This is a genomic window from Thioclava sp. GXIMD4216, assembly GCF_037949285.1.
Classification (GTDB): Bacteria; Pseudomonadota; Alphaproteobacteria; order Rhodobacterales; family Rhodobacteraceae; genus Thioclava; species Thioclava litoralis.
Genome location: NZ_CP149926.1, coordinates 2,553,868 through 2,572,112 on the forward strand (window position 1 = coordinate 2,553,868; position 18,245 = coordinate 2,572,112).

Annotated in this window: 18 protein-coding genes; 14 read left to right on the top strand and 4 right to left on the bottom strand. The window is 62.0% G+C overall.

Annotated features, from left to right (window positions below):
* The first annotated feature begins 134 nt into the window (after positions 1 to 134).
* The 13 genes from WDB88_RS12440 (at position 135) to WDB88_RS12500 (ending at position 11,467) form a co-directional block, all read left to right on the top strand.
* Positions 135 to 1,001, top strand: coding sequence for a branched-chain amino acid aminotransferase (locus WDB88_RS12440; RefSeq protein ID WP_339107991.1), 867 nt, complete (start codon positions 135 to 137; stop codon positions 999 to 1,001).
* Between the two features lie 98 nt (positions 1,002 to 1,099).
* Positions 1,100 to 1,555: a universal stress protein gene (locus tag WDB88_RS12445; RefSeq protein ID WP_339107992.1), complete on the top strand. Its 456-nt coding sequence runs from the start codon at positions 1,100 to 1,102 to the stop codon at positions 1,553 to 1,555.
* A gap of 15 nt (positions 1,556 to 1,570) precedes the next feature.
* A complete protein-coding gene (locus WDB88_RS12450; RefSeq protein ID WP_339107993.1) occupies positions 1,571 to 2,005 on the top strand; it encodes a hypothetical protein in 435 nt (144 codons plus the stop codon).
* 389 nt (positions 2,006 to 2,394) lie between these two features.
* On the top strand, positions 2,395 to 2,964 hold the full coding sequence (locus WDB88_RS12455) for a NifU family protein (protein ID WP_339107994.1): 570 nt from the start codon (positions 2,395 to 2,397) through the stop codon (positions 2,962 to 2,964).
* Entirely contained in the window at positions 2,954 to 3,631 is a 678-nt protein-coding gene (gene tsaB, locus WDB88_RS12460) for a tRNA (adenosine(37)-N6)-threonylcarbamoyltransferase complex dimerization subunit type 1 TsaB (protein WP_339107995.1), read from the top strand. The genes WDB88_RS12455 and tsaB overlap by 11 nt, the downstream gene beginning before the upstream one ends.
* An 11-nt stretch (positions 3,632 to 3,642) precedes the next feature.
* On the top strand, positions 3,643 to 4,068 hold the full coding sequence (locus WDB88_RS12465) for a GNAT family N-acetyltransferase (RefSeq protein ID WP_339107996.1): 426 nt from the start codon (positions 3,643 to 3,645) through the stop codon (positions 4,066 to 4,068).
* A 156-nt stretch (positions 4,069 to 4,224) separates the two neighbouring features.
* On the top strand, positions 4,225 to 5,214 hold the full coding sequence (locus WDB88_RS12470) for a BMP family ABC transporter substrate-binding protein (protein ID WP_339107997.1): 990 nt from the start codon (positions 4,225 to 4,227) through the stop codon (positions 5,212 to 5,214).
* A gap of 4 nt (positions 5,215 to 5,218) precedes the next feature.
* Complete coding sequence (locus WDB88_RS12475) at positions 5,219 to 6,871, top strand: ABC transporter ATP-binding protein (protein WP_339107998.1); 1,653 nt, start codon at positions 5,219 to 5,221, stop codon at positions 6,869 to 6,871.
* Positions 6,871 to 7,959: an ABC transporter permease gene (locus tag WDB88_RS12480; RefSeq protein WP_339107999.1), complete on the top strand. Its 1,089-nt coding sequence runs from the start codon at positions 6,871 to 6,873 to the stop codon at positions 7,957 to 7,959. Before WDB88_RS12475 ends, WDB88_RS12480 begins: the two co-directional genes overlap by 1 nt.
* The gene (locus tag WDB88_RS12485) at positions 7,959 to 8,927 is read left to right on the top strand and encodes an ABC transporter permease (protein ID WP_339108000.1); all 969 of its coding nucleotides are present in this window, start codon (positions 7,959 to 7,961) and stop codon (positions 8,925 to 8,927) included. Before WDB88_RS12480 ends, WDB88_RS12485 begins: the two co-directional genes overlap by 1 nt.
* Positions 8,911 to 9,714: a purine-nucleoside phosphorylase gene (locus tag WDB88_RS12490; protein ID WP_339108001.1), complete on the top strand. Its 804-nt coding sequence runs from the start codon at positions 8,911 to 8,913 to the stop codon at positions 9,712 to 9,714. The genes WDB88_RS12485 and WDB88_RS12490 overlap by 17 nt, the downstream gene beginning before the upstream one ends.
* A 74-nt stretch (positions 9,715 to 9,788) precedes the next feature.
* Complete coding sequence (locus tag WDB88_RS12495) at positions 9,789 to 10,709, top strand: sulfite exporter TauE/SafE family protein (protein ID WP_339108002.1); 921 nt, start codon at positions 9,789 to 9,791, stop codon at positions 10,707 to 10,709.
* Entirely contained in the window at positions 10,706 to 11,467 is a 762-nt protein-coding gene (locus tag WDB88_RS12500) for a TIGR02186 family protein (RefSeq protein ID WP_339108003.1), read from the top strand. Before WDB88_RS12495 ends, WDB88_RS12500 begins: the two co-directional genes overlap by 4 nt.
* Before the next feature lie 17 nt (positions 11,468 to 11,484).
* Here WDB88_RS12500 and WDB88_RS12505 read toward each other — a convergent pair whose 3' ends face one another.
* Both WDB88_RS12505 and WDB88_RS12510 read right to left on the bottom strand, forming a co-directional pair.
* Positions 11,485 to 13,038 (bottom strand): AAA family ATPase, encoded by a 1,554-nt coding sequence (locus tag WDB88_RS12505; protein ID WP_339108004.1) that lies wholly within the window; start codon positions 13,036 to 13,038, stop codon positions 11,485 to 11,487.
* Positions 13,039 to 13,133: 95 nt separating this feature from the next.
* Entirely contained in the window at positions 13,134 to 15,134 is a 2,001-nt protein-coding gene (locus tag WDB88_RS12510; protein WP_339108005.1) for a protein meaA, read from the bottom strand.
* Positions 15,135 to 15,577: 443 nt separating this feature from the next.
* Here WDB88_RS12510 and ccrA point away from each other — a divergent pair, with 443 nt between their 5' ends.
* On the top strand, positions 15,578 to 16,870 hold the full coding sequence (gene ccrA / locus WDB88_RS12515) for a crotonyl-CoA carboxylase/reductase (protein ID WP_339109536.1): 1,293 nt from the start codon (positions 15,578 to 15,580) through the stop codon (positions 16,868 to 16,870).
* 85 nt (positions 16,871 to 16,955) lie between these two features.
* On the opposite strand, the gene WDB88_RS12520 is transcribed toward ccrA, so the two are convergent.
* Positions 16,956 to 17,672 carry a glycosyltransferase family 2 protein gene (locus tag WDB88_RS12520; RefSeq protein WP_339108006.1) on the bottom strand — a complete coding sequence of 239 codons (717 nt, stop codon included), beginning with the start codon at positions 17,670 to 17,672 and terminating at the stop codon, positions 16,956 to 16,958.
* Positions 17,657 to 18,244: a VTT domain-containing protein gene (locus WDB88_RS12525; protein ID WP_339108008.1), complete on the bottom strand. Its 588-nt coding sequence runs from the start codon at positions 18,242 to 18,244 to the stop codon at positions 17,657 to 17,659. Before WDB88_RS12525 ends, WDB88_RS12520 begins: the two co-directional genes overlap by 16 nt.
* Position 18,245 lies beyond the last annotated feature (1 nt).

Consider the following 18,245-nt stretch of genomic DNA (forward strand, 5'->3'; position numbering starts at 1 on the left):
TCTGGGGCCTCTGCCCCGGACAGAGGCGCAAGACAGATACATGACGGATCGGCAGACAAATTTTACGCCCGCCCGCTCTGGACCTTTCCCGCGCGGGGTGATTGCTTGGGCCCGAAGTTTGGAGACATAGAGACATGGCATTCGGGAAGAATATCCGCACCTGGTTTGAAGGCGCATGGCAGGATGGCGACGCGATGGTGATGCGGGCCGCCGATCACGGTCTGTGGCAGGGGTCCAACGTCTTTGACGGCGCGCGGCTGTTTAACGGGCTGGTCCCCGATCTGGATGCGCATTGCGCCCGCCTGAACCGCTCGGCCGAGGCGCTGATGATCACGCCCACGATGGATGCGGGCGAGATGGTCGACATCGTGCGCGAGGGGCTCAAGTCCTATGGGCGCAACACCGCCGTCTATATCCGCCCGATGTATTGGGCGGTGAACGGGTCCGAGCTGGGCGTCGCCCCCGCCCCCAATTCCACGGGCTTCGCGATCAGCCTCGAAGAAGTGCCGATGCCGGGCGAGGATGCCGCCACCACGCTGACCACCACGCAATTCCGCCGCCCCGTGCTGGCCGATAACGTCTGCAATGCGAAAGCGGGCTGCCTCTATCCCAATAACGCGCGGATGCTGGTCGAGGCCCAGCGTAAGGGCTTTGGCAATGCGCTGGTGCAGGATGCGCTTGGCAATGTGGCCGAGACCGCTTCGGCCAATGTCTGGATGGTCAAGGACGGCGAATTCTTCACCCCCGTCGCCAATGGCACCTTCCTTGCAGGGCTGACCCGCAAACGCCATATGAAGAACCTGCGCGAGGCGGGCTATACCGTGAATGAGGCCGTCCTCACGCTGGAGGATTTCCGTCGCGCCGATGAGGTCTTCCTGACCGGCAATTTCTCGAAGGTGCAATATGTGAAGGCCTTCGACGATGTGACCTATGACTATGGCCCGCTGACCCGCAAGGCGCGCGAAATCTATATGGATTGGGCCACAAGCTGCCCGCTCTGACACTGGCGGTTGCAAAGACAGGGCAGGCGGGCAATCATGCACCCGCCTGCTTTACCGGCCAAGCCCGAGAGCTTTCGGCCCAACCTTTCGGAGCCTTCATGCGCAAATTCCTTGTCGTTCTTGATGACACCCGCGAATGCCTGAACGCGATGCGCTTCGCGGCCATGCGCGCCAGCCATACCGGCGGCGGCGTGACCATTATCTCGGTCATCCCCCCCGAGGAATACCAGCACTGGATGGGCGTCGCAGAGCTGATGCGCGAGGAAGCCCGCGAACGGATCGAGGCCCATTTCGAGGTCTTCGCCAAATGGATGCGCGACCGTCAGGGGGTGAATCCCGAACTGGTGATCCGCGAGGGCGAGCCGGTGAAAGAGATCTTCAAGCTGGTCGAGGAAGATCCCGAGATCGGCGTGCTCGTGCTGGGCGCGGGGGCAGGCAAGGGCGGCCCCGGCCCGCTGGTGACGCAGATGGTCAAGAATTCGGGCTCCCTGCCCTTCCCGCTGACCATTGTTCCGGGCGATATGTCGAAAGAGAAGCTCGAACAGATTACCTGAACCGTAAAGATTCATATGAAACATTTTACAACCGCGCTGGCCCTCGGGCTAACGGTTCTGGCTGCGGGTTGCAGCACTGTCGAGTTGCCGCCCGAAGGCACGCCTTATTTCGAGATGTCGGTCGCCGGAGACAACCTCTACCCGCTGCAGCGCACCACCTATTATGAACACGGCAGCGTCGTCTATTCCGAGGCCAAGCACAGCTACAACAACAATCGCGGCGCGCTGAGGTCGCATCAGGAGCCCGGGCTCTATGCGCGGATGATGCAGGCATGGAAACATCCCACGCCGGCAGATCGCGCCAATGCCCCCGCACAGCTGTCTCTGGAAGAGCTGATGTCCTGCGCCCATTGCCCGATCTACAGTTTCACGTGGTTTGACGGGCAAACCGGCCAAAGCGTGCCGGCTTATGCTTTCACGCCCGCGCTCACCCGAAGCGTTATGGAATAACCGCCGATGAAGGCGAACGCGCTGTTCTTCGCAGCGGCGCTATCGGCCTGCGCACATGCGGCGATGGCCATTGTCCCTTCGAGCCATTGTCCCTTCGAGATTGACATTCTTGCCTCGCCCGAGGCGGAGATAGCACCCGAAGCCTCTCCCTGCCCGAAGCTCTATCAGCAGCTGAAGGAGGCCCTGCCGGACCTCGGGCAGACACCGCAGCCGTCGCGCCCCGATGATTATGGCGTCATAAGCGACGACGACCGGTTTGACGGGCGGCAGAAGCCCCTCTGCCCGAAGGGTTCATCCGCGCATATAGCCCCGCAGATTAGAACCGTTCTAAACATTGACATTTGGCCGATCAGGGCGCATATCAGGTGCCCAAGCGAAGGAGCACGCCCATGTTCATCCAGACCGAGACGACACCGAACCCCGCAACCCTGAAATTCCTGCCCGGCCAGACCGTGCTGGAGATGGGAACGGCGGATTTCCCCTCAGCCGAGGCGGCGGCGAAATCGCCTCTGGCAAAGCGCATTTTCATGGTTTCCGGTGTGACCGGCGTCTTCTTCGGGTCGGATTTCGTCACCGTCACCAAAGATGATGCGACCGATTGGGATCATGCAAAACCCGCGATCCTTGGCTCGATCATGGAGCATTTCCAATCCGGCGCGCCGGTGATGGAGGGCGAAGGCGCCTCTTCGGGCGGCCATGCCGAACATACGGGCGATGCCGAAGACGGGGCGATTGTCGCGCAGATCAAGGACCTGCTGGACACCCGCGTGCGTCCGGCTGTGGCGCAGGATGGCGGCGACATCACCTTCCACGGCTTTGAGCGCGGTGTGGTCTATCTGCATATGCAGGGTGCCTGCGCGGGCTGCCCCTCCTCGACGCTGACCCTGAAGATGGGCATCGAGAATCTGCTGCGCCATTACATCCCCGAAGTGACCGAGGTCCGCCCCGTTGCCGGCTGAGCCTTTGATCCTGTCTTTCGACACATCGGCCGCGCATTGCGCGGCCGCTTTGCTGCGCGGCGACACCCTATTGGGCGCGCGCATCGAAGAGATGTCGCGCGGTCAGGCCGAACGCCTGATGCCAATCCTCGAAGAACTGCTGGCAGATCACGGCGCAAGCTGGGCCGATCTGGACGCCTTGGGCGTTGGCATCGGTCCGGGAAATTTCACCGGCATCCGCATTTCGGTCTCGGCGGCGCGCGGGCTGGCTCTGGCGCGCAAGATCCCTGCGATCGGCGTGTCGAATTTCGAGATCCTGCGCGAAGGCCAGACGCCGCTGCGCGAGCTGGTTTCGGTCGCGGCCCCGCGCGATCAGGCCTATCTGCAACTCTTCGATCAGGGCGCGCCTGCGGCCAAACCCGTGCATTTCGATCCGGCCAACCCCGACACCGGCCTCGCCGTACTGGGGGCCCAACGGGTGCTCGGTGCGCATGCCGAAAAGATTGCGGCCCTTCTGGGGATTGCGCAGGCACAGCCCTGCGAGATGGCGCAGATACCGGAACGTATCGCCCGTATTGCGGCGCGCAAACTGGCCACCCTGCCCGAGCATGAGCGCCCCGCGCCCCTGTATATCCGCGCCGCCGATGCCGCACCGCCTTCGGATGCGCCGCCCAAGATCCTCGATTAAGGTAGCCCCAGATGACGCCCGCCCAGATGGCCGCGATCCATAAACAATGTTTCACGACCCCGCGCCCGTGGCGGGCGGAAGAATTCGCCGAGACGCTGGCCAAAAAATTCTATTTTCTCCTGCATGAAGAGCAGGGCTTCCTGATTGGCCGTGTGATCGCAGGCGAGGCAGAGCTGACCACCATTGCGGTGGCGCCCGCGGCGCGCAGACAGGGCATTGCCCGCCGCCTGATGGCGCGCTTCGATACCGAGATGGTGGCGCGCAAGGCCGAGATCGCCCATCTGGAAGTCGCGCTGGACAATCACGCCGCCCATGCGCTCTATCTGGCAAGCGGTTGGCAAGACAGCTGTATCCGCGACAATTACTACCGCCATCCCGATGGTCACCGTAGCGATGCCGTGCTGATGATGCGCGACTACGGACCGGATATTTTCTGACCAAACATTCGAAAAATGCCATAGCGACCCTTATCGGCGGGAAATCCTGCTTGACGGCTCCAATCGAGTCCGGTCTGAATTGATCACGGGAGCGGGTGGTTTCCACCCCTTTCCCGGCCCTTAGGGGCCGGTCAGACATTTGACCGGGAGTCAGCCATGAGCCTTATGAAATCCATCTTCGGCGCCACGACAGCCCTCGCGCTGACCGCAGGTGGCAGCTTTGCCGATCCGGCGCTAATCTATGATCTGGGCGGAAAATTCGACAAGAGCTTCAACGAGGCGGCCTATAATGGCGCAAAGCGCTGGGTCGATGAAACCGGCGGCAGCTACAAAGAACTGGAGATGCAATCCGAAGCGCAACGCGAACAGGCGCTGCGCCGTCTGGCCGAATCCGGTGCGAACCCGATTGTCACCACGGGCTTTGCCTTCGCGGATACGCTGCAAACCGTCGCCCCCGATTACCCCGACACGAAATTCGCGATCATCGACTCGGTGGTTGACCTGCCCAATGTGCGCTCGGTCGTGTTCAAGGAAGAACAAGGCTCCTATCTGGTGGGGATGCTGGCGGCAGAGGCCTCGAAATCGGATACAATCGGCTTTATCGGCGGCATGGACATCCCGCTGATCCGCAAATTCGCCTGTGGCTATGTGCAAGGGGCCAAGGCCGCCAAACCCGAAATCAAGGTCGTGCAGGCCATGACAGGAACGACGCCTGCGGCATGGAATGACCCCGTGAAGGGGGCGGAACTGGCCAAGGCGCAGATCGCCCAAGGCGCGGATGTGATCTATGCGGCCGCAGGCGCGACCGGTATCGGCATCCTGCAAGCCGCCGCGGACGAGAAAATCCTGTCGATCGGCGTCGATAGCAACCAGAACATGCTGCATCCCGGTCAGGTGCTGACCTCGATGGTCAAGCGCGTCGACAATGCTGTCTACGATATGTTCAAGGCTGGCCCCGATATGCAGACCGGCACCGTCGTGCTGGGTCTGGCCGAGGATGGCGTGGGCTATGCGATGGACGACAATAACGCCGATCTGGTCACCGCCGAAATGCGCGCGCCGGTGGATGACGCGGCCAAAAAGATCGCCTCCGGCGAAATCGCGGTGCATGATTTCACCACGGATAGCACCTGTCCGGTCGAGTAACGCGATGAGCGGTCCGACCCAGAATGCAACGCGGCAGGCCCCTGCCGCGATTGCGTCCCCGCAGGGCGGTGCTGTGCCCGCAATCGAACTGCGCGGAATCTCCAAGGCCTTCGGGCCTGTGCAGGCGAATAAGGACATCTCCATCAAGGTCATGCCCGGCACGATCCACGGCATCATCGGCGAGAACGGCGCGGGCAAATCCACGCTGATGTCGATCCTCTACGGCTTCTACAAGGCCGACCGTGGCGAGATCGTGATCAACGGGCGCGAGACCGCCATCCCCGACAGTCAGGCCGCAATCCGCGCGGGCATCGGCATGGTGTTCCAGCATTTCAAGCTGGTGCCGAATTTCACCGTAGTCGAGAATGTGATCCTTGGGGCCGAGGATGGCCGCCTGCTGCGCCCCTCTATCGCCAAGGCGCGGCGCGAGCTGAAGCGGCTGGCCGAAGACTACGAGATGGATGTGGACCCCGACGAGCTGGTCGAGAACCTGAGCGTGGGTCACCAGCAGCGGGTCGAGATCCTCAAGGCGCTCTACCGTCAGGCCGAGATCCTGATCCTCGACGAGCCGACCGGCGTGCTGACCCCTGCCGAGGCCGACCATCTGTTCCGCATCCTTGATACGCTGCGTGCCGAGGGCAAGACGATCCTGCTGATCACCCATAAGTTGCGCGAGATCATGATGGCGACCGATACCGTCTCGGTGATGCGGCGCGGCGAGATGACGGCGACGGTGAAAACCTCCGAGACCTCGCCCACCGAGCTGGCCGAGCTGATGGTGGGCCGCAAGGTTCTGCTGAATGTCGAAAAAACCAAGGCCCAGCCCGGCAAACCGATCCTTGAGGTCCGCGACCTTCGGGTGACGGATGAGGCAGGCGTCGCCCGTCTGAAAGGCGTCGATCTTGAGATCCGCGCGGGCGAAATTCTGGGGATTGCCGGTGTGGCGGGCAATGGCCAGACCGAGCTGTTGGAAGTCTTAGGCGGCTATCAGGTAGCCAAGGGCCAGATTAAGGTTAATGGTAAGGTGCTGGACCTTACGGGCCGTGCGGATGCGCAAAGCCGCCGCCGCGATGGCATCGCCCATGTGCCCGAAGACCGCCACCACCACGGGCTGATCCTTGATTTCCCCGCGTGGGAGAATTTCATCTTCGGCTATCACAGCGCGCCCGAATACCAGAAGAACGCGCTTCTGATGGATAACGCGGGCATCGTGAAGGCGACCGAAGGCGCGATGGAGCGTTTCGACGTCCGCCCGCCGATCCCGTCTCTGGCCGCCAAGAATTTCTCGGGCGGCAACCAGCAGAAAATCGTGCTGGCCCGCGAGATCGAGCGTAACCCCGCCCTTCTGCTGATCGGGCAACCGACGCGGGGCGTGGATATCGGCGCGATCGAGTTTATCCACAAGCGCATCATCGAGCTGCGCGATGCGGGGGCGGCGATCCTGCTGGTCTCGGTCGAGCTTGACGAGATCAGGTCTTTGTCGGACCGCATCGCTGTGATGTTCGATGGCGAGATCATGGGCTTCCGCGACCCTGCCACCACCGATGAAAAAGACCTCGGGCTGTTGATGGCGGGGATGCGCGACCCGAGCCCTGATGCCCATGAAGATCTGGCCCATGAAGACAGTGAAGCCGATGATGACGGCGGAGAAGGCTGATGAAGAAACTACCGACATGGGCCGATCTGGTTCTTGTGCCGCTGATCTCGATCCTGCTGGCGGCGATCATTTCGGCCATCGTGGTGCTAGCGATTGGCGGCAATCCGGTCGAGGTGATCTCGGTGATGTTCGATGGCGCTTTAGGCAGCGCCTATGGCTGGGGCTATACGCTGTATTACACCACCAGTTTCATCTTCACCGGCCTTGCCGTGACGGTTGCCTATCACGCCAGCCAGTTCAACATCGGCGCCGAAGGTCAGGCGCAGCTGGGGGGATTGGGCGTGGCGCTCGTCTGCCTTGCACTGCCTTGGCCTGCATGGTGGCTGGCGCTGCCTGCGGCGATGATGGGGGCGGCACTTTTCGGGGCCGCATGGGCCGCCATTCCGGGCTGGCTTGCGGCCAAACGCGGCAGCCATATCGTGATCACCACGATCATGTTCAACTATATCGCCTATAGCCTGCTGCAATATCTGCTGGTCACCGTCCTGCGCCCCGAGGGCCAGATGGATCCGGCAACCGCGCGCTTTCCCAAGGGTGCCAGCCTGCCGACCTTCCACGATATTCCGGGGCTCTCGGGGCTGTTCAGCCCCTCGGTTCCGGCCAATGTCACCTTCTTCGTGGCTCTGGCGGCCTGTGTGCTGGTCTGGGTGCTGCTGTGGAAGACCAAATTCGGCTATGAAATCCGCGCTTTCGGGTTGAACGAAAAGGCCGCAAGCTATGCCGGTATCTCGCGCACCAAGATCATTCTGGGGTCTATGCTGATTTCCGGCGCGCTGGCGGGGCTGATGTCCATCAACAACGTCATGGGCGAGGCCGAGCGTCTGTTGCAGAACTCTGCCGAAGGGGCGGGCTTTATCGGGATTGCGGTCGCGCTTATGGGCCGCAACCATCCGCTGGGCGTGTTTCTGGCGGCGTTTCTCTTTGGCTTTCTGTACCAAGGCGGGGCCGAGATGGGGCTTTGGACCTCGATCCCGATCGAGCTGCGGCTGCTGATCCAAGGTCTGGTCGTGCTGTTCACCGGCGCGCTTGACGGGATGGTGCGGATGATGCTCATGCCCTTCTTCCGTGTGAAACAGGGGGCCAAGTGATGGAGTACGCAACCCTTATCGCCATTCTGGATTCCACCCTGCGGCTGGCGACGCCGCTGCTTCTGGCCTGTCTGGCAGGGCTTTATTCCGAACGCTCCGGCGTGTTCGACATCGGGCTAGAGGGCAAGATGCTGATGGCCGCCATGACCTCGGGCGCTGTGGCCTATATGACCGGCAATGTCTGGCTGGGCTGTCTGGCAGGCATTGCCGCCTCGATCCTGTTTTCGCTCCTGCATGGGCTGGCCTCGATCACCTTCCGTGGCAATCAGCTGATTTCGGGCGTCGCGCTCAACTTCCTTGCCTCGGGGATGACAGTGCTGATTGCCCAATCGCTCTTCCACCAAGGCGGGCGCACACCTGCCCTTACAGGCACTGCACGCTTCAACGAACTCCACCTGCCCTTCGAGGCCGCCCTCCGCAAGGTCCCCATCATCGGGCCGCTTTATTCGGATGTGCTCTCGGGCCATTCCATTCTGGTCTATGTGGCGCTGATGGCGGTGCCTGTGACATGGTGGGTGCTCTACCGCACCCGCTTCGGGCTGCGGCTGCGGGCGGTGGGCGAAAACCCCGAATCCGTTGATACCGCAGGAATTTCCGTCATTGGTCTGCGCTATGGCGCGGTGACCATCACCGGACTTCTTTGCGGGCTGGCGGGGGCCTATATGGCCACCGGTCTTCAGGCAGGCTTTGGCCGCGAGATGGTCGCAGGGCGTGGCTATATCGCCCTTGCGGCGCTGATCTTCGCGAATTGGAAACCGTGGTCGGCGCTTTGGGCGACCCTGCTTTTCGGTTTCCTGCAGGCACTGGCGCTGCGTCCCGATGTGCTGCAGAATACGCTGCATATGTCGGTTCCGGGGGCGCTTCTGGATGCGCTGCCCTATATCCTGACCGTGATCGTGCTGGCGGGCGTCGTCGGCAAACCCCATCCCCCGAAGGCCGGAGGCCAACCCTATGTCAAAGAGCGCTGAACTGGCCCAAGTCATCCGAAAGCGGGCGGGCGATACGCCGCTTGCTTTCGGGCTGGTGCTGGGGTCGGGTCTGGGCCATCTGGCCGAAGAGATCGACGGTGTGGCGATCCCCTATTCCGACCTGCCCGGCTTTCCGCATGCGGGCGTCTCGGGCCATAACCCGAAGCTGGTGATCGGAGACCTTGAAGGGGTGCGCGTTGCCGTCTTCGGGGGCCGCGTGCATTACTATGAACATGGCAACCCCGCCGAGATGCGCCTGCCGCTGGAGATCCTGCGCGAACTGGGCTGCGAGCGGCTGATCCTGACCAATGCGGCAGGCTCGCTGCGCCCCGACATCCCGCCGGGGGGGCTGATGATGCTGGAAGACCACATCAATTTCGCGGGCCATAACCCGCTGATCGGCGAGCCAACGGACGCGCGTTTTGTCCCGATGACCGACGCCCATGATGCCCAGATGCGCGACGGGCTGATGGCGGCGGCCAAGGCCGAGGGGATCGAATTGCCCGCGGGCGTTTACTGCTGGTTCTCGGGGCCGTCTTTCGAGACCCCCGCCGAAATCCGCGCCGCCCGCATTCTTGGCGCCGATGCGGTGGGCATGTCTACCGTGCCCGAGGTCATCCTTGCGCGGTTTCTCGGGCTGAGAGTGGCCGCGATTTCGGTGATCACCAATATGGGCGCGGGCATGAAAGCCGACGAACAGATCAGCCATGCCCAGACCAAGGCAATGGCACCGCTAGGGGCGGAAAAGCTTGAAAAGATCCTGCGACGATATCTGCAAGCCCGATGACGCCCGCCTGAGTTGGGGTTTGACAGCCCACGCCAAGGCGCTCACATTAAGTCACTGACAGCGCGCGGAAGCCCATGCAAATTTACCTGCCCATCGCCGAAGTCTCGGTCAATTTTTTCGTCCTCTTCGGCATCGGCGGGGTGGTCGGCATCCTGTCGGGGCTGTTCGGGGTGGGGGGCGGTTTTCTGATCACCCCGCTTCTGTTCTTCATCGGCATTCCGCCCACCGTTGCCGTGGCCACGGGCGCCAATCAGGTTGTGGCCTCTTCGGTTTCGGGGGTGCTGAGCCAGCTCAAACGCAAGGCGGTCGATGTGCCTATGGGGTTCATCCTGCTGGTGGGCGGGCTTGCCGGTTCGGTCGCGGGGATCTCGATCTTCAACTACCTGCAGGCCTTGGGCCAGATCGATCTCGCCGTGCAGCTATGCTATGTCGTCTTCCTTGGCGGCGTGGGCCTGCTGATGTTTCTCGAAAGCCTGCGGGCGTTGGGGCGCAGCCGCCGACCCGCCGCCAAGCGCAGCAAACGTCACAGCCACGGCTGGGTCCACAGGCTGCCGCTCAAGATGAAATTCCGTGCCTCGGGTCTTTATATCTCGGTGATCCCGCCCATTCTGGTCGGGTTCTGTGTGGGGGTTCTGGGCGCGGTCATGGGTGTGGGCGGCGGGTTCATCATGGTGCCCGCAATGATCTATCTGCTGGGCATGCCCACCAAAGTGGTGATCGGCACCTCGCTGTTCCAGATCCTGTTCACCTCGGCCTTCACCACGATGATGCATGCCATTACCAACCAGTCGGTGGATGTGATGCTGGCCATCATGCTGATCTTGGGCGGCGTGATCGGGGCACAGATCGGCTCGATCCTCGGGGGGCGGCTCAAAGCCGAACAACTGCGCATCCTGCTGGCCTCTCTGGTGCTTCTCGTGGCGCTCAAGCTTGGCTATGATCTGGTGGTCCGGCCAAGCGAGCTTTACTCGATCAGTCTGGGGGCCAAAGGATGATCCTACGCCTCCTTGCCTGTCTGTTCGTTCTCTTGGCCCTGCCGGCACAGGCGGCGGAAAAAGTCGTGGCGGGGCTCTCGCGCGAGAGCATCGGGATCACGGCCTCCTTTGACGGGTCCGAAATCCTGATCTTCGGCGCGGTCAAACGCTATGCCCCCGAACCGGAGGGCCCGCTGGATGTCATCGTGACGCTCGAAGGGCCGCAAGGCCCCGTGACGGTGCGTCGCAAGTCGCGGCAGATGGGGATCTGGATCAATACCGGCTCGGTCGAGATCCCGTCGGCCCCCAGCTACTATGCCGTGGCCACCACCCGCCCCGAACGGGATTTCCTTGCCCATGAGGTCGACGAGATCTACCGCATCACCATCCCGCAGGCCTTGCGCAACTACACCAACGCCACAGAGCGGGCCAATGCCGCCCCCTATGCCGAGGCGTTGCAGCGCATCCGTGTGAGCCACGGCCTTTACAAGGACAATCCGGGCGATGTGAAGCTGCTGGATGACACGCTCTTCCGCGCCGATTTCTCGCTGCCTGCCAACCTGATCGAAGGCGATTACACGGTCCGCATCTTCTTGGTGCGCAAATACCGCGTGATCGACGAATATTCCGCCCCTGTCACGGTGCGCAAAGTCGGGCTGGAACGCTGGCTTTTCATGCTGTCACAGACCTATCCGCCGCTTTACGGCATCATGTCGCTGGCGCTTGCGGTGTTGGCGGGCTGGGCGGCCAATGCGCTGTTCCGGCGCTTCCTCAGCTGATCCACTGCCCCGCGCGATCAGCCCTCGGGCTGGTCCTGCATTTCCAGCTTGAGCGCCTGCGCCGCGCCTTTTGGCAGATCCTCCACCCCAAGCGGACCGCTGGGCCGCGCCAGCCGCGCCCGCGTCACCCATAGCAGGCGATGCTCGGCACGGGTGATCGCCACATAGGCCAGACGTTTCCACAGCGCAATCCCCGCCTCGACCCGCCCTGCCCTTGCGGCAGCATAGATGTCGGGCGCGAAAACCTGCACATCGCGCCATTGCGAGCCTTGCGCCTTATGGATGGTAACCGCCGCCCCATGCAAAAAGGTGGCCCCCATGCGGGCGGCAAAGGGGATGAAGGGCTCTTCTTCATCCGGCAGCTCGATCTTGACGATCGAGGCCGCAGACAGGCGCGGGTCTTCGGACCCGATCACATGCAGCCGCGAGAAACCGGGCTTCTTGCCCGGACCAAGGTAAATCACCTGCGCGCCCTTGATCAGCCCCCGGGCTTCCAGATCGATCCGGCGCTTGCGATGCTTGGCGGGCAGTTCGATCCCGTCGCAGATCAGCGGCTCGCCGGGCAGAAGCTCGTCCACCGGCGCGCTGAACGCCCCGCGGAAGGCATGGATCAGCCGGATGCGCGTGGCATTGCGCCAGACCAGCACCGGAGAGCGCGCCATCAGGTCGGCCTCGACCCGCCCTGCCCACACCACGCGGTCATCATTGGCCGCGCGATCTTCGATCATCCGTTCGAACCGGTCGAAGGTCAGCGCCTCATCGGCCAGCGCATGGGCCAGATCGAGGATCGGGTTGTCCTGCGTCTGGCGGTGGATGCGGTGGAGCACATGTTTACGCTCATCAGGCAGCTTTTCAAAGCTCATCTGCCCCGACTGGTTCACAGGCGCCAACTGCGCCGGATCGCCAAAGAGGACCAGCGTCGGGAAAATCTCGCGCAGGTCGGCGAACTGGCGTTCGTCCAGCATCGAGGCCTCATCGACAAAGCCGATATCCAGCGGGTCCTCGCGCCGTTTCCAGCCCTGAATGAAATCGGACCCCCGCAGCCCTGCCGAGGCCAGCGCCGCCGGCACGGATTTATGCAGGTCGAAAAACGCCTTGGCACGGTCGAGCATCTCTTCCGTCAGCCCGTCGACCTTCAGGATCTCAAGGTTCGGGCGCTCGCCCTGCCCGCTCAGCCATTCGGCAATCCGCTCGTATTCGGGGTCATAGACGGGGGTGTAAAGGATGCGGTGGATGGTCGTTGCAGGCACCCCGCGCGACCGTAGCACCGAGGCCGCCTTATTGGTCGGCGCAAGGATCGCCAGCGTGCGGCGTTCTTTCTTCTTCTTGCCCTCGTAATCGCCCGAGACGACCTCGACGCCCGCTTCTTCCAGCGCCTTATACAGCGCGGACAGCAGCATGGTTTTACCCGACCCCGCCTTGCCGATCACCGAATGCACTTGAGCGGTGCTGGTTTCGGGCATGACCATACCGTCATCCACATCGACCCCTGCCTTACGCAGGGCTTCGGCTACGGCATCCCAGGCCTCGGCCTGATCTTCGGAAAACTGGATTGCGGGCGTATCAGTCATGCGCGCGACCATAAAGAAGCGCGCTGTCTGGCGGAAGAGCGAAAGCCTCCCGCCAGCATTTATTCACCCCAATCTGGTGTCACAGCGGCATCGGGTCATGCCGCCGCATCATCGGGGGCAGCAAGGCCCACGATATCCATCATGATGCGATTGAGTTCGAAGTCCTTGGGCGTATAGACCCGCGCAACCCCGTACCCCAGCAGCCGCTGCGCATCATCATCGGGGATGATCCCACCCACCAGAACCGGCACATCGGCAAGCCCTGCAGCCCGCATCCGCTCCATCAGCTCCTCGACCAGAGGGATATGGCTGCCCGACAGGATCGAGACGCCCACCACATGCGCGCTTTCTTCCAGCGCGCGGGACACGATCTGTTCCGGCGTCAGGCGGATGCCCTCATAGGTGATATCCATGCCGCAATCGCGGGCGCGGAAAGCAATCTGTTCGGCACCATTGGAATGGCCATCCAGACCCGGCTTGCCCACGACAAACTTGAGCCGCCGCCCGAGTTTGCGCGAAGCCTGATCCACCGCCTCGCGGATATCATCCAGCCCCTCGGTCCGGTTGGAGGGGTTGGCCGCCACCCCCGTCGGGCCACGGTATTCGCCATGAACGGCGCGCATGACGCCCGCCCATTCGCCTGTGGTGACACCGGCCTTGGCGGCCTCGATCGAGGCGGGCATGACGTTTTCCCCTTTGGAGGCAGCTTGCCGCAAAGCCTCAAGCGCCGCGCTCACCCGCGCCTCGTCACGGCTGCTGCGCCAGTCGTTCAGACGCGCCACCTGATCGGCCTCCACCGCCGGATCGACGACCATGATGCCGCCATCGCCCGCCGTCAGCGGCGAGGATTCGCCCTGTTGCCAGCGGTTCACCCCCACCACGATGGTCTCTTCCGCCTCGATGCGGCCGATCCGCGCGGCATTGGCCTCGACCAGACGGGATTTCATATAGTCGATAGAGGCAATCGCCCCGCCCATCGTATCGATCTGCGCCAGTTCCGAACGCGCGCCTTCCTTCAGCGCCTCGACCTTGGCGGCCACTGCAGGGTTGCCGTCAAACAGATCGCCATATTCCAGAAGATCGGTCTCGTAGGCCATGATCTGCTGCATCCTGAGCGACCATTGCTGATCCCACGGGCGCGGCAGACCCAAAGCCTCGTTCCACGCGGGAAGCTGTACCGCACGGGCGCGCGCGTTCTTCGACAGGGTCACGGCCAACATCTCGATCAGGATGCGATAGACGTTGTTTTCCGGCTGCTGCTCGGTCAGGCCAAGGCTGTTGACCTGCACCCCATAGCGGAAGCGGCGGTATTTGGCCTCTTCGATGCCATAGCGGTCGCGGCAGATCTCGTCCCAAAGCTCGGTAAAGGCGCGCATCTTGCATAGCTCGGTTACAAAGCGGATGCCTGCATTCACAAAGAAGGAAATCCGCCCGACCATCGCGGGGAAGGCCGCTTCGGGCACCTTGTTCTTCAGGTCGTCCAGCACGGCAATGGCTGTGGCCAAAGCGAAGGCCAGCTCCTGCTCCGGTGTCGCCCCTGCCTCTTGCAGGTGGTAGGAACAGACATTCATCGGGTTCCATTTGGGCAGATGCTCGCGGGTATAGGCCGCCACATCGGTGATCATCGCAAGGCTGGGCTTCGGCGGGCAGATATAGGTCCCGCGCGAGAGATATTCCTTCACCAGATCATTCTGCACGGTACCCTGCAGCCGCGAGACATCGGCGCCCTGCTCTTCGGCCACCGCGATATACAAAGACAGCAACCAAGGCGCGGTGGCATTGATCGTCATCGAGGTATTCATCTGCTCGAGCGGGATTTCGTCAAACAGCGCGCGCATATCGCCTAAGTGGCAGACCGGCACGCCGACCTTGCCGACCTCGCCGCGCGCCAGAATATGGTCGCTGTCATAGCCCGTCTGGGTCGGCAGGTCGAAGGCCACCGAAAGCCCCGTCTGCCCCTTGGACAGGTTGGTGCGATACAGTTCGTTCGACTTTTTGGCGGTCGAGTGGCCAGCATAGGTCCGAAACAGCCACGGCTTATCGCGCGCGGGCTGAGCAGTTATGGGCAGATCAGATTTCGATACGGTCTCGGTCATGGGTGGCCTCCCCTCCACGAATCCACGGAACAGCAACATAATTCTCAAAAATAAATACAACACGCAATATTATAATAACAAGAAAATTCTGCATCGCAGAGATTTCTTGTGACTGCCGCGCCTTCGCCACGCAATCACAGGATGCATACTGACGGTTAAGCTCTTCTTGCATTTTACCGGAAAGTTACCGCGCCCGCCGCAAATCATGATATAAGACTTTCAGGAAAAGTCAGCCCTGCAAGGCCCGCCTGCACATTATGATAAAATCTTCCGCGCAGAAGACAGATCTTCTGCCCGCAGGAAGACGAATGCGTGAAAATTCAACGCGACACATAATTACAAAAAATAAATCACAATGGTTGCATTGTTGCGCGACCGATTGTAATCATACCCTATAGCCGCGTGATTCTGCGGCGCGGCATCTTAGGAGGAGGAAGATGGGGATGGCATTGGACAGCGAGAGCAACATGGTGCCCTATACGGCAGAAGAGAAAGAGCTCTACGAGATCGGGGAAATCCCGCCCTTGGGCTTTGTTCCGCCGAAAATGTACGCATGGGCAATCCGTCGGGAGCGGCATGGTGCCCCCGAGGAGTCGTTCCAGAAAGAGGTCGTGGATACCTGGGCCATCGACAGCAACGAGGTTCTGGTTCTCGTGATGGCGGCGGGCGTCAACTATAACGGCGTCTGGGCGGGCCTCGGCGTTCCGATCAGCCCCTTCGACGTGCACAAGGCCCCCTATCATATCGCGGGCTCCGATGCCGCAGGCATCGTCTGGGCCGTGGGCGACAAGGTCAAAAACTGGAAAGTGGGCGACGAGGTCGTGATCCACTGTAACCAGGATGATGGCAATGACGAGGAATGCAACGGCGGCGACCCGATGTTCTCGCCCAGCCAGCGGATCTGGGGCTACGAGACCCATGACGGCTCCTTCGCGCAATTCACCCGTGTGCAGGCGCAGCAGTTGATGCCGCGTCCGCAGCATCTGACCTGGGAAGAAAGCGCCTGCTACACGTTGACGCTGGCCACCGCCTACCGGATGCTGTTCGGGCATCACCCGCATGAGCTGAAGCCGGGCCAGAACGTGCTGGTCTGGGGCGCGTCTGGTGGCCTCGGATCCTATGCGATCCAGCTGGCCAATACGGCAGGTGCCAATGCCATTGGCGTGATCTCGGATGAATCCAAGCGGGAATTCGTCATGGCTCAGGGGGCCAAGGGCGTGATCAACCGCAAGGAATTCAAATGCTGGGGCCAACTGCCCACCGTGAACAGCCCCGAATATAACGACTGGCTCAAAGAGGCCCGCAAGTTCGGCAAGGCGATCTGGGATATCACCGGCAAGGGTGTGAATGTCGATATGGTCTTCGAACACCCGGGCGAAAGCACCTTCCCCGTCTCCACCCTCGTGGTGAAAAAAGGCGGCATGGTGGTGATCTGCGCGGGCACCTCGGGGTTCAACTGCACCTTCGACGTGCGCTATATGTGGATGCACCAGAAGCGCCTGCAAGGGTCGCATTTTGCAAACCTCAAACAGGCAGCCTCGGCCAACCGTCTGATGATCGAGCGGCGTCTGGACCCCTGCATGTCGGAAGTTTTCCCGTGGGAAGAAATCCCGCAAGCCCATACCAAAATGCTGCATAACCAGCATAAGCCGGGCAATATGGCTGTTCTGGTGCAAGCGCCTAAAACGGGCCTGCGCACCTTTGCCGATACGCTGGAAGCCAGCGGTCAGGCCTGAAAACCGCCCCGAGGCAGGGGCTAAACGGAAAAGGCCGCCAGAAGGCGGCCTTTTTTACGCGTGACTGGCCCTCTCTGCCCCCCTGTCAGGGCTGCGGCGGATGCCCTGCAAGCTGGCGCGGTGCGACACGCATCTTGCGCATCGACCAGATCTGCCCCCCCGCCTCCAGCGGCGAGACCACGCGGAACATATCGGCCAGCATGGCGGCATCGGCGCGCAGACCCGCCGCCCAACTGCCCAGTTTGGCATGTTTATAGGGGCTGTCGACATCGGGCCATTCGACCACCGCCAGACGGGCCCCTTTACGGATCAGCAGGCGGTTCATATGCACCTCCAGCCCGAAATGCGGCAGCGCCTCCAGCCCGTCCAGCAACCACGCGCGCGGCAATACCCGCTCGCCCGAAATGTAATCCAGCCCGATCATATGCCACAGCGCAGGGGCATTGCGCCGCAGGCTGATCGCCACATCGGCCGCCCCCGAGCGCACGGGGTCGAGTAATTGCGAGACATGCAGCCCCGTAAGCCCCAGAAGATCGCTATCGAGCAGCATGACATGGCTGCCCCGCGCCTCGCGGATCCCACGTGCGACCGCCGCCGTTTTACCGCCGTTCTGTGTCTGTCGGACCAGCTGGACCGATGGCAGCGCGCCCACGATTTCGGGCGTGCCATCCGTCGACCCGTCATCCACCACGATGACCTCCTCCACCGCCGGATGACAGAGCACCGCCTCAAGCACATTGCGAATGCGCGGTGCCTCGTTATAGGCGGGGATCACACAACTGACGCTTAGTCCTGCGGACATGACGATTGCCTCTTGTGATGGATATACCAGCCGATGCCGGCAAGGATCAGCACCCCCAGCAGGATGATGGAACCTTTCGAGATCCAGCCATCAATGCGGGTATAGGCCGAGCCCATGAAATAGCCCAAAGCCATCAGGGCAAGGGTTTTGGGAATGGATGCCAGCAGATTATACAGCAGGAACGGCAGCACCGGCATCCGCGAGATGCCCGCGGCCACCAGAATTGCGGCCCCTGCGGAATGGGTGATCTTGCCAACCAGAAGCGTGCGCCCGCCCTTGGCGCGGAAATGGCGCAGCATCTTGCGCAGGCGCTTGCCATCCAGCCCGAGACGATGGCGCCATTTCGCAGGGATAATCCCCAGCCCGCGCCGCCCAAGATAGTAAAACCCCAGATCGCCGATAAGATCACCCGCCAGCAGCACGAAAAACAGCGGCAGCAGATCGAACAGACCGTTAGAGGCCAGCCATGAGGCCAGCACCGTCACAATCGGCCCTTCGAGAATGGAGAGTGCGCCAACAAGAACCAGCCCGTGAGCGGCCAGCAGGGAAATGATTTGATCCAGTCCGAACATG

What these genes read in the sequence shown, in the direction of transcription:
- WDB88_RS12455 (WP_339107994.1), top strand. Translation starts at nt 2,395, where the DNA reads ATGTTCATCCAGACCGAGACGACACCGAACCCCGCAACCCTGAAATTC.
- WDB88_RS12480 (WP_339107999.1), top strand. Translation starts at nt 6,871, where the DNA reads ATGAAGAAACTACCGACATGGGCCGATCTGGTTCTTGTGCCGCTGATC.
- WDB88_RS12510 (WP_339108005.1), bottom strand. Translation starts at nt 15,134, where the DNA reads ATGACCGAGACCGTATCGAAATCTGATCTGCCCATAACTGCTCAGCCC.
- WDB88_RS12445 (WP_339107992.1), top strand. Translation starts at nt 1,100, where the DNA reads ATGCGCAAATTCCTTGTCGTTCTTGATGACACCCGCGAATGCCTGAAC.
- WDB88_RS12450 (WP_339107993.1), top strand. Translation starts at nt 1,571, where the DNA reads ATGAAACATTTTACAACCGCGCTGGCCCTCGGGCTAACGGTTCTGGCT.
- WDB88_RS12475 (WP_339107998.1), top strand. Translation starts at nt 5,219, where the DNA reads ATGAGCGGTCCGACCCAGAATGCAACGCGGCAGGCCCCTGCCGCGATT.
- WDB88_RS12470 (WP_339107997.1), top strand. Translation starts at nt 4,225, where the DNA reads ATGAGCCTTATGAAATCCATCTTCGGCGCCACGACAGCCCTCGCGCTG.
- WDB88_RS12500 (WP_339108003.1), top strand. Translation starts at nt 10,706, where the DNA reads ATGATCCTACGCCTCCTTGCCTGTCTGTTCGTTCTCTTGGCCCTGCCG.
- WDB88_RS12440 (WP_339107991.1), top strand. Translation starts at nt 135, where the DNA reads ATGGCATTCGGGAAGAATATCCGCACCTGGTTTGAAGGCGCATGGCAG.
- WDB88_RS12465 (WP_339107996.1), top strand. Translation starts at nt 3,643, where the DNA reads ATGACGCCCGCCCAGATGGCCGCGATCCATAAACAATGTTTCACGACC.
- WDB88_RS12490 (WP_339108001.1), top strand. Translation starts at nt 8,911, where the DNA reads ATGTCAAAGAGCGCTGAACTGGCCCAAGTCATCCGAAAGCGGGCGGGC.
- WDB88_RS12525 (WP_339108008.1), bottom strand. Translation starts at nt 18,244, where the DNA reads ATGTTCGGACTGGATCAAATCATTTCCCTGCTGGCCGCTCACGGGCTG.
- WDB88_RS12520 (WP_339108006.1), bottom strand. Translation starts at nt 17,672, where the DNA reads ATGTCCGCAGGACTAAGCGTCAGTTGTGTGATCCCCGCCTATAACGAG.
- WDB88_RS12505 (WP_339108004.1), bottom strand. Translation starts at nt 13,038, where the DNA reads ATGACTGATACGCCCGCAATCCAGTTTTCCGAAGATCAGGCCGAGGCC.
- WDB88_RS12495 (WP_339108002.1), top strand. Translation starts at nt 9,789, where the DNA reads ATGCAAATTTACCTGCCCATCGCCGAAGTCTCGGTCAATTTTTTCGTC.
- WDB88_RS12485 (WP_339108000.1), top strand. Translation starts at nt 7,959, where the DNA reads ATGGAGTACGCAACCCTTATCGCCATTCTGGATTCCACCCTGCGGCTG.
- ccrA (WP_339109536.1), top strand. Translation starts at nt 15,578, where the DNA reads ATGGCATTGGACAGCGAGAGCAACATGGTGCCCTATACGGCAGAAGAG.